Source organism: Alteromonas sp. ISO5, assembly GCF_058105165.1.
Genome location: NZ_CM176572.1, coordinates 2,811,562 through 2,826,042, shown reverse-complemented (window position 1 = coordinate 2,826,042; position 14,481 = coordinate 2,811,562). Strand labels below are relative to the sequence as shown.

14 protein-coding genes are annotated in these 14,481 nt (G+C 49.6%); 7 read left to right on the top strand and 7 right to left on the bottom strand.

The features are described from left to right. Window positions 1–13: 13 nt before the first annotated feature. From hpf to AC2T0J_RS12650, 4 genes are read left to right on the top strand one after another with little or no spacing between them, the layout of a single operon-like run. Entirely contained in the window at window positions 14–301 is a 288-nt protein-coding gene (gene hpf, locus AC2T0J_RS12665; RefSeq protein ID WP_489806177.1) for a ribosome hibernation promoting factor, read from the top strand. Between the two features lie 15 nt (window positions 302–316). Next, complete coding sequence (gene ptsN, locus AC2T0J_RS12660) at window positions 317–775, top strand: PTS IIA-like nitrogen regulatory protein PtsN (RefSeq protein ID WP_489806176.1); 459 nt, start codon at window positions 317–319, stop codon at window positions 773–775. 24 nt (window positions 776–799) lie between these two features. Beyond that, window positions 800–1,645: an RNase adapter RapZ gene (rapZ, locus tag AC2T0J_RS12655; RefSeq protein WP_489806175.1), complete on the top strand. Its 846-nt coding sequence runs from the start codon at window positions 800–802 to the stop codon at window positions 1,643–1,645. Further along, the gene (locus AC2T0J_RS12650; protein ID WP_123323583.1) at window positions 1,645–1,917 is read left to right on the top strand and encodes an HPr family phosphocarrier protein; all 273 of its coding nucleotides are present in this window, start codon (window positions 1,645–1,647) and stop codon (window positions 1,915–1,917) included. Before rapZ ends, AC2T0J_RS12650 begins: the two co-directional genes overlap by 1 nt. A gap of 711 nt (window positions 1,918–2,628) precedes the next feature. Here the strand turns inward: AC2T0J_RS12650 and AC2T0J_RS12645 are convergent. The 4 genes from AC2T0J_RS12645 to AC2T0J_RS12630 all read right to left on the bottom strand — a co-directional run bounded on the left by AC2T0J_RS12645 (window position 2,629) and on the right by AC2T0J_RS12630 (window position 6,078). After that, window positions 2,629–3,663 carry a mechanosensitive ion channel family protein gene (locus AC2T0J_RS12645; protein ID WP_489806174.1) on the bottom strand — a complete coding sequence of 345 codons (1,035 nt, stop codon included), beginning with the start codon at window positions 3,661–3,663 and terminating at the stop codon, window positions 2,629–2,631. 783 nt (window positions 3,664–4,446) lie between these two features. After that, a complete protein-coding gene (gene yiaA / locus AC2T0J_RS12640; protein ID WP_489806173.1) occupies window positions 4,447–4,905 on the bottom strand; it encodes an inner membrane protein YiaA in 459 nt (152 codons plus the stop codon). Window positions 4,906–4,919: 14 nt separating this feature from the next. Next, complete coding sequence (locus AC2T0J_RS12635) at window positions 4,920–5,711, bottom strand: DUF2145 domain-containing protein (protein WP_489806172.1); 792 nt, start codon at window positions 5,709–5,711, stop codon at window positions 4,920–4,922. 25 nt (window positions 5,712–5,736) lie between these two features. Beyond that, window positions 5,737–6,078, bottom strand: a complete 342-nt coding sequence (locus AC2T0J_RS12630) for a hypothetical protein (RefSeq protein WP_489806171.1) — start codon at window positions 6,076–6,078, stop codon at window positions 5,737–5,739. A gap of 115 nt (window positions 6,079–6,193) precedes the next feature. Here AC2T0J_RS12630 and AC2T0J_RS12625 point away from each other — a divergent pair, with 115 nt between their 5' ends. Further along, on the top strand, window positions 6,194–6,928 hold the full coding sequence (locus AC2T0J_RS12625) for a helix-turn-helix domain-containing protein (RefSeq protein ID WP_105936555.1): 735 nt from the start codon (window positions 6,194–6,196) through the stop codon (window positions 6,926–6,928). Window positions 6,929–6,941: 13 nt separating this feature from the next. Here the strand turns inward: AC2T0J_RS12625 and AC2T0J_RS12620 are convergent, their stop codons facing one another. Continuing rightward, window positions 6,942–8,957, bottom strand: a complete 2,016-nt coding sequence (locus AC2T0J_RS12620) for a cache domain-containing protein (RefSeq protein ID WP_489806170.1) — start codon at window positions 8,955–8,957, stop codon at window positions 6,942–6,944. 242 nt (window positions 8,958–9,199) lie between these two features. On the opposite strand from AC2T0J_RS12620, the gene mgtE reads away from it, so the two are divergent. Together mgtE and AC2T0J_RS12610 are read left to right on the top strand one after the other, a co-directional pair. Next, entirely contained in the window at window positions 9,200–10,558 is a 1,359-nt protein-coding gene (gene mgtE / locus AC2T0J_RS12615; protein ID WP_489806169.1) for a magnesium transporter, read from the top strand. Between the two features lie 113 nt (window positions 10,559–10,671). After that, on the top strand, window positions 10,672–12,867 hold the full coding sequence (locus AC2T0J_RS12610; RefSeq protein ID WP_489806168.1) for a prolyl oligopeptidase family serine peptidase: 2,196 nt from the start codon (window positions 10,672–10,674) through the stop codon (window positions 12,865–12,867). Window positions 12,868–12,939: 72 nt separating this feature from the next. Here AC2T0J_RS12610 and AC2T0J_RS12605 read toward each other — a convergent pair whose 3' ends face one another. Both AC2T0J_RS12605 and AC2T0J_RS12600 read right to left on the bottom strand, forming a co-directional pair. Further along, window positions 12,940–13,653 (bottom strand): response regulator transcription factor, encoded by a 714-nt coding sequence (locus tag AC2T0J_RS12605; RefSeq protein ID WP_489806167.1) that lies wholly within the window; start codon window positions 13,651–13,653, stop codon window positions 12,940–12,942. A gap of 111 nt (window positions 13,654–13,764) precedes the next feature. Beyond that, complete coding sequence (locus AC2T0J_RS12600; protein WP_489806166.1) at window positions 13,765–14,475, bottom strand: spondin domain-containing protein; 711 nt, start codon at window positions 14,473–14,475, stop codon at window positions 13,765–13,767. Window positions 14,476–14,481: the final 6 nt, after the last annotated feature.

Genomic DNA, 14,481 nt, shown 5'->3' with positions numbered 1-14,481 from the left:
AGGAAGACGAACTATGCAAATAAATCTTACAGGTCATCACATCGAGATAACCGATTCTTTGCGTAATTATGTTGATACCAAGTTTACTAAACTGGAGCGCCACTTTGATCACATATCCAATGTGCATGTGATCCTCAACGTGGAAAAGCTTACTCAAAAAGCCGAAGCCACGATGCATTTAAGTGGAGCGGAAGTATTTGCCTCGTCAGAAAATCAGGATATGTATGCTGCGATAGACAGTATGATCGACAAACTCGATCGCCAGGTAATAAAGCATAAGGAAAAGCTCAAAAAGCACTAGGCCCAATTTAACCTTATGAATATTCAAGCCTTAGTTAGCCTGGATCGCACTGAATGTGCGGTCCAGTGCAACAGTAAAAAACGAATTTTAGAAATCATCAGTGATATTGCTGCCGAAACCAACGCCGAAATTCAAAAAGAAGACGCCCTCAATGCCCTGCTCAGCCGGGAAAAAATGGGTAGCACCGGCATTGGTAATGGCATAGCCTTGCCCCATGGCAGACTGGCTAACCTTTCCAAAGTAACAGCTGTGGTAGTAACAACCACCCCGGCTATTGCCTTTGACGCCATTGATGATAAACCGGTGGATATCTTTTTTGCCATTTTGGTGCCAGAAAACCAAACCGAAGGGCATCTGCAAACGCTCGCAACTATCGCCGGTAAGTTAAGCCAGAAAAGCATTGTAAAAACGATCCGTAACGCCGAATCGAAGGAACAGGTTATCGCCGCACTATGCGACCAGGCTGAACAATAGTCCGGCAGGGAGTCTGACACAACCATGAAACTCATTATTATCAGCGGGCGCTCCGGCTCCGGCAAATCCGTTGCGCTAAGGGCCCTGGAAGATTTAGGCTACTACTGCGTTGATAACATTCCGGTAAACTTGCTCCCAACGCTCACCCATACCGTAGTCGACGAATACGATCAGGTAGCCGTGAGTATCGACGTGCGTAACCTGCCAAAGGATCCCGATGAATTAGTCGAGATTCTCGACTATCTGCCCTCATCCTGGTCGATGACCATTGTCTATCTGGATGCCAGTGATGACATGCTGGTGAAGCGCTTTAGTGAAACCCGCCGCCTGCACCCGCTGGCCAAACTGAATAAATCCCTGGCTGATGCAATACAGGCAGAAAAAGAACTCCTCGCGCCCATCACCGAGCGGGCTGACCTCTATATTGATACCGACCGCTTATCCATTCATCAGTTGGCGGAGCTTATCCGCGAGCGTATTCTGGGTAAAAAGAGTTCCAGGCTGGTGCTGGTATTTGAATCTTTCGGCTTTAAGCATGGTATTCCCAAAGATGCCGATTACGTGTTTGATGTTCGTTTTCTCCCCAACCCGCACTGGGAGCCGGATCTTAAGCACCTTACCGGCCTGGATTCACCGGTAGAAGCTTTTCTGGGTTCACAGCCCATTGTGACTAAATTTATCTGGCAAATTCAAAACCTGCTGGATACCTGGATGCCGCATCTGGAGCGAAATAATCGCAGCTATGTCACCATTGCCATTGGTTGTACCGGTGGCCAGCATCGTTCCGTATTTGTCGCGCAGTCACTGGCCAAAATATACGGCGATAAACACCCTGATGTGCAAATTCGTCACCGGGAGTTAAACCGATAATGCGCGTAGAAAAAACCCTTACCATTGTTAACAAGCTTGGCCTGCATGCACGGGCCGCTACTCAGTTAGTGCAACTGGCCAATCAGTTTGATGCCGAAATCACCCTAAAAAAAGGCGATAAAGAAGCCAATGCCAACAGCGTGCTGGGCTTAATGCTGATGGAAAGTCATCAGGGTGAACAGGTTGATGTGATCAGCGAAGGCCCGGATGCCGAAGCCGCCATGGCGGCGGTGGAAAATTTGATTGTCGGACGCTTTAACGAAGATGAGTAGCACAAACAGATAACCACTGTGAAGTGGTTATCTGTGGTTTCTCTGCGAATGACGAAGACTAATCATTTAATTGCATTTGCAGCCGGCCGTTTTGATTCACATGGAATCCAAATCTAAATTCCAGTCTCACATGACGATTATCCGCTGAATCCGTATCGTAGTGGCCTGGAGGTGGAGCATTGCCATCCCTACTCCATGCAGACCAGCCTCTGAATGTTACCGTTTTCCCTATGCTGGGAGATATTTGGAACTCTGTAATTGAAGTCTGTTTACTGTGCGTCTGCACGGGGCTAAAGTACTCACAAACTAACCGATATGGCTCTACTAGCTTGCCCACTGCGAAACTATTTGGATTGCAGACAGGCGCAGCAAAAACTGTCTTTGGCGCTCCATATACGTCGCTCGCCTGAATTCCGCTGGCCTGTTGACTGATAGTGAGATCCACTGCACCTTGTGGTATGAGCTGTTCGTTTCGCCCATTCATAGTCGATGCTGCGACTGACGAGGTCATCAGGATAGTCAATGTCATAAAGTTTGGCACGAATCGCGTAATTGTCATATCGAACTCCTGCTGGTTGACTGATTTAACTATAGTTCGAAAGGATGAATAAAACTTTGCAGCAACATTAACAGAACATTAAAAGCAGAAGCCTGGCAGGTCTCATAGCCCCTTGTGAGAGGATTTTTAATACGATAAGGGGCTGGAAAGCACTAGGACAAAATATTAGCGCCTTGCTCCGGCGCTCTCGCTTCTTCTGCCTGCCGGCGGATATCATCATTTTCGCTGGAGACATCATCATGAGCAGCAGCGGTGTCCTCTGTAACGGCTTTAGGTTTGCTGACAGGGCTTGGTTTGACCGGTTCAGGGGGGGTGTCCTGATCCTGAATATCCACCATAGTTACCGGCACGCCCTGCGGGAATATCACTTCACGGGCATCGTCCGGCATACTAATTCCCTCGTCAGTAAACCGTTTTACCAGATCGCGCATTAGTACCGACGCCATTTTAATCACACTGGTATTTTCTACGTTGATCCAGAAATACACCTTCAAATTTACTGTTGCCGAGCCAAGTTCATCAACCAGTACTAACGGCTCCGGCTCTTTAAGTACATTAGGGTGTTCGCCAATGAGCTGCAACGCCAACTGCTGAGCCCGCTGACAGTCGGCATCGTAACCTATACCTAAGGTAAACTGGCCGCGCATTTTGGGATTAGCGGTAAGGTTTTTAATGGTACCTTTGTAAATCACGGCGTTGGGGATCTGAATATGATTACCATCAAAGTCCACCAGCGTGGTGGCCCGCGTGGTCACCTTTTGCACTACACCGGTATAACTGTTGATTTGCACTACATCATCAATGCGGAATGGGCGCTGCACCGTTAGTAACAAACTGGCTATCATGTTTTCTGCAATATCCCGAAAAGCAAAACCAAGGATTAATCCCAACACTCCGGTACCGCTCATTATGGCTACCGCAAATTCAGTAAGGCCAGAGAGTTTTAAAAAAACGTAAAGCGCAAACAGAATGAAAACCAGGCTTAACGCCCGCTGGCTCACCGAGCGCAATAGCGGACTTGAAGAAAGATACCCTATTGGTTTTATAAGCGCAGCAGAGAGCCGGCCGGCCAACCATACGGTCAGCATCAATACTAACAAGCCCAGAGCAATGGCGGGCAGCTTAACCATAAAAGCCTGCCAGAACGTATCTAAAGAGCTAACCAGTTCACTGGTAGAGGATTCCATTGTCTTTTTCCTTTGCGCAAATCCTGTTAATTATAATCGGTTTAGCGCCGAATAGATCAGAAACACCGGGGGCTCTCCGGTGATTTAGCGTTTCAGCACCTTTAACCCTAGCTTCGTCATCACAAATGCAGCCCCACCGGTTAGCGCGCCCATCCATCCCACGTGGATCGGTACAAAAATAAGTGCCATAGCATACGTTAAGGAGGTGTGGGCCGGTGTATAAAGTGAGAGTGTTGCATGCCCCAATATCCCTAAAAATAGATGACCGCAACTGCTAGGGCGTGTTGATTTTTGTTGTACGAATTTTGGTCTATATGAAAGCATTTTAATGCGAAACAACTCTGCAGACCTAGTGGTTCTATGTAAAAGGGCTGTGACAAAGAGTAAAATGCTTTCATGACGACCCCTTCGGGCAGCGCTTGTGCGCCATTTATACTGCTTTGGATGTTTTTGATTTAGGCCCACTAAACCTGCAACCACCCGCCTTGCCTGGTGTGGAGCGCTTCAGGCTGGTAGTTAGCCCCACCACCTGTAAAGCCCCGAATTGCTCTGAAACCTACAGCAAATAGCAGGCTGTCGATTGTTAAAAAGCGTGTAACCTTCGCAACCCCTCTGCCGCACCATAGCCGCCAACAGATATCGCGAATATTCAGTCCACCAGGGTTTCATTAATAACAATGAAGGCGGCTATTAACGCTATCCAGAAACCTTTTACGCATAACACAATCTTTATTTGTTTTATAATCTGAACAGCGATAGTGGATAAGTAGCCACAGGGGCTACTTATTCTGCTTCAGGAACAACTGTGGCTGACGGGTGATTCACTGCCCCGGCCTTGGCTTCAGCACAATCCCGCACGTTTTTTTGCACGGTGATAGCGGCAAACATACTTAATACAAAGGCCATCCCGAAAAAGCCCTTTTCACTGAGCGCCAGTTCCGCGTTGTAGAGCCCCACAATTAACAGCGCAATGGCAGCCACAGTTGCTACCCCACAAGCGATAAAGTATGCCCGGGTAACTTCGATACCGGCCATTTTATCGCGGATGGTTTTCTGTAAGGATACCACCGCAAACAGTCCCAGTAACATTACGGTCAGGTAATAGCCTTTTTCATTAAGTTGCATATAAGCGTTAAATAAACCAATCAGGTAACTGGCGACACCGATGATAAGCGCCGCTACTGCAGCAATACGAAATGCCTTGGTTGGTGCGTTTGTGATCGTTTGAGCAGATAATTCCATGTTGATACCCTCGATTAAATGGCTTGCGTGCGGCCGTTGGCATACAACACCACGGCATGTTGAGATAAGTTGAACTGCGCTAAGTAATGGCCAATGGTGGTAAAGGTAGCCGTGTGTACACGCCCTTTGTGATCAGAAGTAGTTACCCCGTCTGTCACCATACTGCCTACCGCCAGTTTTAGTGGGCTGATATAGACTCGCTGAGGTTTAAAATACGCGGCATTGTTGGTTTTAATCCGCGCTTTATCCTCAGTTTGATACATGGCCGCCTGCAGCATATCCAGAGTGAATTCTGTACAGTTCTGGCGCTCACTGTTGAATGGATTGGCCACTACTGAATAACGTGGATTGTGCAAATCAAGGTGCTTTTGTTCACTGATTAGCGAAATTAGCCGTGCCTGCACCGCCGCAGTGGGTATGACAATTCCGGCCTTCAGGGTTTGTGCGCCCCAGAAAAAATCTACCGGATAGTCCACGATGATATCACTGCGACCGGGATCGTCTGCGCGCTGATACAGGTTATGGATAGCATAACCGTATTCAGTACTCCCATCATCCAGGGTAATGGCTGAATAAACCGCTACCGCCGTGTGAGTAAAATGAATCCCTTTCGGCAACTCTTTTTCCGGGCGCCCCACACGCCCGATAATAAAGGCATGGGCCTGATGCTCTGCCGCATACCGCTCTACCTGCTTAGCAAAGTCGATGATTTGCTCAGGCTTGAATACCGACTTTGACGGGGCCTGACTGCCGGCCTGGGCGCCGGCAGTCAGTAAAATCAATAATGCTGCAATAATAACTCGCATAATCTACTCCTTGTCTGGTGAATACTTAGTGTTTTACCGTTTGCTCTACCACGACCTCTGAAGGCGGTGGATCGCGCGTGATCACGCGGGTAGTAATGGTAAGAGGCTTGGTATTTTGTTCGTGCCTGGCATGCAGCGATTTCACAGACTGGTGAGTAGAATCGGCTACCGCCACCACACTGATACCGGTAAGAATAACCGGAGCAGCAACGACGGCACTGGCAACTGAAGCCGTGGTTGCCACCCCCTCCACACTGGCCAGCACACTGTGCTTACTCGCCTGGCCACTGTGATCAACTGAATCAGCAGCCATAGCTCCCTGGGTAACTACAACACTGGTAAGTAACGCGATAACTAATTTCTTCATGGTCATAATCCTTCATTGGTTGGTTCCCCTTCAAGCTAAGCCTCGGTAGAAAATAAGTAAACCAAATTAAAATTTGTAGTATATTCCTACACTAAAGGTATCGGATTTTAATACTATGAGTCAGATTAAGCAGGTAACACAGCGTTTAAAGCAATTACTCAAGGAACAGGGAATGACCTATAAATCCCTGTCTGAACAGTTGCAGTTAAGTGAAGCCAGTATCAAACGGTGCTTCTCACAACAGAGTTTTACCCTGGAGCGCCTGGAGCAGGTTTGTGAAGCATTGGGGCTGACCCTGAGTGATGTGTTTATTCAGGTCGCGCAGACCCAGCCACGGGTCTCCCAGCTATCAGAAGCTCAGGAGCGCGAACTGCTGGAAAATCCACGTCTGCTGCTCGCCGCTGTGTGCGTGCGCGACGGCTGGCAATTTAACGAGATCATTGATTACTACGCTATCAGCGAGCCTGAAGCCGTGCGCCTGATGGTAAAACTGGATCGCCTGAAACTGATTGAGTTCCTGCCCGGTAATCGCTACCGTCTGTTGATTGCGCAGGATTTTCGCTGGATCCCGGGCGGTCCCCTGGAAAGGTTTATGGAGCAGGAAGTGATGGTGAAATTTATGGCACCGAAGAAAAACGAACCCTGGGCCTTTCGCTTTTACCTACGCGGGCGCTATTCGGCGAGCTCCGTGGAAATAATCCAGCGCCGGCTCAATCAGCTAACCAGAGAGGCGGCCGAACTCAATGAAGAGGATGCCCGCTTACCGATCAGTGAACGGACCCATATGGGGCTTCTGATGGCCATGCGCCCCTGGGAGCCGTCATTGTTCGAAGCGATGCGCCGGGAGTAAGCCCCCACTTCCTTCACCCGGTCCGGGCGCTATTTTTTTCAAAAATCAGCGCCACAACATCATTGTTGTAGCCATCCATGGATTTATATTCACGGTAACCTTTGGATACGGCAAAACCAACCACGTATTGCTGCCCATCAAGAGTATAAAGACCCGCTCCCTGTTCTCCGCTGCGATGACTAACGATGTCCGAAGGGAGTGTCAGTTGATTGCCCACCTGCCAGAGCGCGTTGCTACTGGTGGAGAGCACCTTACCGCTACGCTCAACAAAAATCCCCATCCGTTTCGAGTCACTGTTATTGAGCACATCATCTAGCATCTGACGAAACTCTGGTTCACTGTCGAACACCAGACCAATACCGCCAACTACACGATGATTGCCGTGAATTGCTGCACTGTAGATATACGTGGGCCGCTGCTGATAATAATCACTGCGATGAAAAGCTGACACACAGTATTGCTGTGTGTCCTTCAGAGCCATTACGCTTTGCCACTGACTTTGCGCTGTTGCCTGAGTTCCCAGCCAGTCCTTTAAGTCAGCCTTCGACACCGCGGTGATCCGGCCAGTACTGTCAAACACGTATATGCCTTGATACACCGTATATAAATCGTTGATGTAGGCAAGGGTATCGCTTATTGATTGGGCTGCCTCGGACGAAACATCAGGCGCAGACAGTAACTGAGTAAAGGTTTCGGTTAATGCCCACCAACGACAATCATTGGCCCGCTCGTATAAATTGCGATCCATGATATCGATGGCTAATGCCGCCTGCGCGCTAAGCGCAGTGTAGTGAGTGGTAAATGCGGTCGTCATTAGCTGACTGACGGAACGGCTGAAAATACTCTGCATCTGGCGGCCAATCTGGCGAATTTCTTCCAGTATCGGAATAAACTCATCGGCACCGGTGCGGGCCGCCGCAATACGGCCGTTTAGTACCACCAGATCGAGATCATCCGTAACGACCCGGGAACGGTGCTGAATATTGCTGAGTGTGGCAGAAAATCCCTGCCAACGGACGACGTCCTGCTCAGCCGGTGCTGTATCTGCCTGATCATGTTGATTAGCGGAATGTGAAAAAGGCATTAACACGCAACCCTGCCAGGATAAACCGGTATACCCCTGATAACCCCGAGTTGCTGCCACAGTGCAAAAATACTGCTGATTATTAAGCGTAATTAGCTGCTCCTTACCGTTTCTGACGACCGACTCTCCCCGCGATAATAGCGACGGCTGACTGGCCACCAGAACTTTGCCGCGGGCATCCAGTAACGCCATCACCAGTCCGCTGCCATCGTCCAAATCAGCAAACAGCGAAGCCATTTCACCTTCAAGTTTAAAGCTTAAACACAGCACACCAAGCAGCTCTTTGCTGTGAGGCTCCCTGACCGGCGCGAGAAACAATGAAGCAATCGTTTTATGTGGACACAGTGCAGAATACCGGCAAATCTCGACGTAGTCTTTACCACTGGTGAGCAACTCCTGAATTGCCGGATCTGTGCCTAATTGCCCGGCTACCGTGCTATTCATTCTGGCTCTTACGCGGCCCTGGGGATCGAGTAATATCACATCATCGTACACGGAATATTTCGCCGCGTATTCCTGCATGTGTTGTACGATGATTTGGGTATCGGCTGCGGTTTGGTTATCGGCTGCGTTGTACTGCGCTTTTAAAAAACGAACAAACCGGGCATCAGTGGCCAGAAAGCCCACATCTGCGGTACGTTCAAATAAATTGCGGTTAAGAATGTCAACTAAGGTTTGGGCAATGGAGCGGTGTTTGCGACCCAGCTGTTGTAGCTGTTCAGCCAACAGATTTTCAATAAGTAACGCCTGCAGGTCAGCAAATTCTCCTTTGGTATCCAGCATGTTGGCTAACAAACTCTGAGGCACATTAAGGCTATTAATTTTGCCGACCAGAGCAACTTTATCCCACCAGCGGTTGAGGTTTATCAGGTTGGCTTGATGTTCTCTGACAGAAGGAAAGACCACTGCCAGCGCATTATTATTCCTGGTATTTAAAGTTTCCACGGCGCAGCACCCACAACTTTAGTATAAATGATTGTTTTACATAGAATATCAACACTCTTTTATAACAGATGGAAAAATAAAATATCGTATAATTTATGTCAAAAACCATAACCTTTAGCTATAACAATCACATTTAAACCTGTCAGATAGAATAAAAAAGCGTCACTTAACATTTTAATCCATGACAGAAATCAGCCTCTGAGTTACCCTTACAGACAGAGCGATATTCTTAAGGACTACGGGTGGCAGAAGCGATTGAAGCGAATTATGCGCGTGGGCAGTTACGTGCCATCAATCAGGCGCTGTCTGAGGGTCGCTTTGTTTCTGTGCGAAAGCAATTGCACGAAATGCCCCCCAGCGACGTTGCCCTGATCCTTGAATCCAGTCCCACTAAAACCCGTGATGATTTGTGGGAATTACTCGACAGTGATTTTCACGGCGATGTCATCGAAGAACTTTCCGAAGAAGTCCGTAACGGCATCATTGCCAAGATGATGCCCGCCAAGGTGGTCGATGCCCTCGAAGACATGGACACCGACGATCTCGCTGAAACCCTGTCGAGTCTGCCGGAAGAAGTCTTACAGGATGTCTTGCAGTCCATGGATGCCCAGGACCGCCATCGCGCAGAACAAGCCATGTCTTACGGTGAGGAAACTGCCGGTTTCATCATGAACACCGACACCATAACACTGCGCCCGGAAGTTTCCATTGATGTGGTGCTGCGTTATTTGCGCCTGAAGGGCGGGTTGCCGGAAAACACTGATACATTCTACGTAGTCAGCCGCACGGATAATCTGGTGGGCATTGTGCCTGTAACACGGCTACTCACGACCGATCCGGAAGCCAAGGTATCTGATGTCATGGACGAAGAGCCAGAAGCCATCCCGGTGAATATGCCCGATGACGAAGTGGCCAGCATGTTTGAACGGTATAACTGGCTATCGGCACCAGTAGTCGACGATAAACACCGTCTGGTCGGCCGGATCACTATTGATGACGTGGTGGACATTATTCGTGAAGACGCCGAACACTCCATGATGAGTATGGCCGGTTTGGATGATGAAGAAGATACCTTTGCCCCGGTATGGCAAAGTACCCGTCGGCGCTCCGTATGGCTGGGCGTAAATCTGCTTACCGCACTGATGGCCGCCGCGGTGAGCGATTTATTTGAAGCGACGCTAAGTCAACTGGCTGTCCTGGCCATTCTCAATACCATTGTGCCCAGTATGGGTGGCGTAGCGGGTAACCAAACCCTCACCCTGGTGATCCGCGGTATGGCGCTGGGCCACGTTAATCCGTCTAACTCGCGCTGGCTAATCACCAAGGAGTTTGCCATCGGGCTGCTCAATGGTGTGATCTGGGCAGTACTGATTGCCACCGTAATTGCCGCGTGGAAACAAGACCTTACACTCGGTATTATCATTGCTTTTGCGATGCTCATGAACATGATTGCCGCGGCGCTGTCAGGCGCTACACTACCCATTGTAATGAAAAAGCTGCGCATAGATCCCGCGCTGGCCGGTAGTGTCATCCTGACTACCATCACCGACGTGGTGGGTATCTTTGCCTTTTTAGGCACCGCAACGCTATTTCTGGTGTAGCGGTACCGCACCCCGTCTACGCTTAAAGTGTAACAACCAATAAATAGAAAAGTGCGCCGTTATCACCCCGGTTGCTGAGCTGTGACCGGCGCACCTGTCAAAGGAGAGAATACATGGAACTGATCCGCTCTTTGAGCATTGCTGTGGCCGCCGCACTCACGCTGAGTGGTTGCATGACGCCGCAAAACAGCGCTACAGAGGACACCGCCAATGCGGCAACCCCAACCGCCTCTGCCACTACTGAAGATCCTTACCTGTGGCTGGAAGAAGTTCAAGGCGACAGAGCACTCAACTGGGTACGTAGCCAGAACCAGCGCACCCTGGCCTCACTTCAGGCTAATCCAATCTATGCCGAATTGAATGCTAAAGCGCTGGAAGTGGTTAACTCCTCTGAACGTATTCCCTACGGCACCATCCGTAATGGCTATGTGTACAACTTCTGGCAGGATGCGACTAATGTAAGAGGCCTGTGGCGCCGCACCACACTCGAAAGTTATGCCACTGAAGCGCCTCAATGGGAAACTATCCTGGACTTCGACAAACTGGCCGAAACCGAAGGTAAAAACTGGGTTTATAAAGGCGCTAGCTGTTACACCGCCAAAGCAAAAGCCGATTACAAATGCCTGATAAGCCTGTCAAATGGCGGCAAAGACGCCGTGGTGATCCGTGAATTTGATCTTTCCACCAAACGTTTTGTAAAAGAAGGCTTTACCCTGCCTGAAGCTAAATCCGGCGTCGCCTGGGTTGATTACAATACCCTTCTGGTGGCAACAGACTGGGGCAGTGATGGCAGTACCCTGACCGAATCAGGCTACCCATCTACCGTGAAACGGTGGCAGCGAGGCACAGCATTGAACGAAGCTACAACTCTGTTTAGCGGCAAAAATACCGATGTTGGCGCATTCCCTTATACACAGGAGCAGGATGATGGCACTCGCATAGAAGGAGTTGTGGTCGCCCCCACCTTTTTTACTCGCGAAACTTATATTTTCCCGGATGGCGGCAGCAATGCTGTACGTTTACCACTGCCGGAAAAAGCCGATATTGTAGGTTTATTTGACGGACAACTGGTATTTACCATCAAACAGAACTGGACCGTAGAGGCAGGCAACACGACCTCCGATTATTCAACAGGCAGCCTGCTGGCCATGCCATTCACCGGCGAGAGCGAAATTACCCCAGCCACCATGCCAGAGATAATCTTTGAGCCAAACGACCGGCAGGCCATTGAAGCTGTTGCGATAACTCAGGGGCAACTGCTGATGACCCTGAGTGACAACGTGGTAGGCAAAGTGTTTGCGATTACCAAGCGCGATAGCAACTGGCAACTTAACCAACTCGACCTGCCAGCCAATGGTACGCTTTCTGTTTCCTTCGCCGACAAGGATGAAGCCACCGTTCTGATTAATTACGAGGGATTCCTCACGCCTGATTCATTAATGAGTTATTCACCATTAAGCGGTGAGGTAAAAACCTTAAAGAGCCTGCCGAGCTGGTTTAATGCAGACGATCTGGTGGTGGAGCAAAAAGAAGCTAAATCAAAAGACGGTACCATGATCCCCTTTTTCGTGATCCACAAAAAAGGCATTAAGCACGATGGCAAAACACCTACCCTGCTGTATGGCTATGGCGGCTTTCAAATTTCCATGCGACCCAGCTACAGTGGCTTAAGAGGCAAACTATGGTTAGAACGGGGCGGTGCTTTTGTGCTGGCTAATATCCGTGGTGGTGGTGAGTTTGGGCCTAAATGGCATCAGGCCGGTTTGAAAACCAATCGTCAGGTGATTTATGACGACTTTATCGCGGTTGGCGAGTGGCTGATTGAGCACAAGCTAACCTCTCCCCAACACCTGGGAATTCAAGGTGGCTCTAACGGTGGCCTGTTAATGGGCGTGATGCTCACCCAACGCCCGGATCTATGGAATGCGGTGATTGTTCAGGTACCGCTGCTCGACATGCTGCGTTTCCACCTGCTGCTGGCCGGGGCCAGCTGGGTTGGCGAGTATGGCTCACCGGAAGTGCCCGAAGAACGCGAATGGCTGGAAAAAATGTCGCCCTACCACAACTTCGATGTCAATACTGAGTACCCGGAACCTTTCTTTGTGACGTCTACCAAGGATGACAGGGTACATCCCGGACACGCCCGTAAAATGGCTAAGTTATTTGAAGCCGCGGGCAAGCCTTTTTTGTACTACGAGAACATTGACGGTGGTCACTCAGCGGCAGCAAACCAGCAGGAAACCGCTAAACGGGTGGCGCTCGAGTTCACCTACCTGACAGAGAAACTCATGGCTAAAAGCGCTAATTAAGCCTTGTAACAGCGCCCCAAAAGCCCGTTACTGTGACGGGCTTTTTTTATTTCACATGCGCGAAACTATGCCCTAGGCAGGTTGGGATAGCTGCAAACAGTCACTGTTAAATTTATACCCCACGCCCCACACGGTCTCAACCAGGTGTGCGCCGGCTTTGGTTTTGCCAAGTTTAGCACGCAAACGGTTCACATGACTGGCCACCGTGTGTTCAAAGCCACCATAATGATACCCCCAGACTGACGTTAATAATTGCTCTCTGGAAAAGACCTGATCCGGATGACTGGCTAAGAAATGTAGCAACGAGAATTCTTTTGCAGTAAGAGGTAATGTCTGACCGTCCAGCTCGGCCCGATGATAGCTGTTATCAATATAAAAGCGACCGATACGAACCGGCTGTTCACTGCTTTTATCCTCCCCGGCACGACCGGCTGCGCGACGCAACTGAACCCTTATCCGGGCCTGCACTTCGGCGGGGTTAAACGGATACTCAATGTAGTCCTCGGCACCGAGTTCAAGGCTGACAATACGTTCTGCTTCACACCCCTGATGGGCCATCACGATAATCGCGCTGCCGGGTAACTTGTTCTGAAGCTGGGCGATCAGCTCAAAGTGTTCGGCAAGCTTACTGTAGCTGTCGATAATAATTACCGGGTAGCGTTTTTGCAGGCATCGCTGAATAACCCCGGATGAGGTGCATACCAGTTCATAGTTTTCGCTAACCCGCTCAACGCAAGTGAGCAGCGGCCGACAATGATGACGATTATCGCTGACAATTAGAATCATTCCCTCTCCCGGTCTGTTGTCTGACTACCGTTGTAGTGATTACAATCATGGTAGTCAGCGTACCTGTTATTAATCAACAGACCGGAAGACAGGACACTTTATTCCACTTTTTTATTCAATACGAGTAATGGTGAGCCTTACCGCCGGATTATCGAAGCGATGAGCGGAAGACAGTACTGACATCGTCAGACCATCTTCTGCCGATACCACGCCAGGATGAAAACTCACTAAATCGGCATCGTCCCGTTCAGCATTATAGCCTTCCCCGCCATCGGCAGGTCCGGGAATAGTACCCGCAACTTCACTGTTGGCTTCTGTCCCCGCATCAAGAACTGGCAATACCATCGTTATGGTCTGGTTAACTTCGAGTTCACCCAGGCCGTGGCCGGTAATGCCGGCAAACGCATCATTGGTATTTACCAGCATGGTGGCTACGCTAATAAACGTATCGGGTTCATTGACCACTGTAACAGTGATGGTTTCACTACTACCAGGGGCAATCGGTGCAACACCTGAAGTCGATGCCAATACGCCATCAGTTGCAGTAAAATCACTGTTATCCCCTCCTTCGGCCAACACTTCAAGCGCCTCAGAGGCTGGCATGCCAATTTCCCACATCACAGCTTCGCCGTGCAATGTCACACCTACGGGTGACAGCGGTTGTCCGTGTGTCATGTTCAGTACTGTAATCTCATAGCTATAAGAGACATCTGCTGGCGGTACCGGCGCCAGAGCACCATCATTGTCGTTAAAATCGCAGGCTGATAGTCCAAGGCAACTTAATGCCAGCAGTGAAAGTCCGAATCGTTGTTGTATAACCATAGGACC

Coding starts and splice junctions, on each gene's coding strand:
- hpf (WP_489806177.1), top strand. CDS start 14: ATGCAAATAAATCTTACAGGTCATCACATCGAGATAACCGATTCTTTG.
- ptsN (WP_489806176.1), top strand. CDS start 317: ATGAATATTCAAGCCTTAGTTAGCCTGGATCGCACTGAATGTGCGGTC.
- rapZ (WP_489806175.1), top strand. CDS start 800: ATGAAACTCATTATTATCAGCGGGCGCTCCGGCTCCGGCAAATCCGTT.
- AC2T0J_RS12650 (WP_123323583.1), top strand. CDS start 1,645: ATGCGCGTAGAAAAAACCCTTACCATTGTTAACAAGCTTGGCCTGCAT.
- AC2T0J_RS12645 (WP_489806174.1), bottom strand. CDS start 3,663: ATGGAATCCTCTACCAGTGAACTGGTTAGCTCTTTAGATACGTTCTGG.
- yiaA (WP_489806173.1), bottom strand. CDS start 4,905: ATGGAATTATCTGCTCAAACGATCACAAACGCACCAACCAAGGCATTT.
- AC2T0J_RS12635 (WP_489806172.1), bottom strand. CDS start 5,711: ATGCGAGTTATTATTGCAGCATTATTGATTTTACTGACTGCCGGCGCC.
- AC2T0J_RS12630 (WP_489806171.1), bottom strand. CDS start 6,078: ATGAAGAAATTAGTTATCGCGTTACTTACCAGTGTTGTAGTTACCCAG.
- AC2T0J_RS12625 (WP_105936555.1), top strand. CDS start 6,194: ATGAGTCAGATTAAGCAGGTAACACAGCGTTTAAAGCAATTACTCAAG.
- AC2T0J_RS12610 (WP_489806168.1), top strand. CDS start 10,672: ATGGAACTGATCCGCTCTTTGAGCATTGCTGTGGCCGCCGCACTCACG.
- AC2T0J_RS12605 (WP_489806167.1), bottom strand. CDS start 13,653: ATGATTCTAATTGTCAGCGATAATCGTCATCATTGTCGGCCGCTGCTC.
- AC2T0J_RS12600 (WP_489806166.1), bottom strand. CDS start 14,475: ATGGTTATACAACAACGATTCGGACTTTCACTGCTGGCATTAAGTTGC.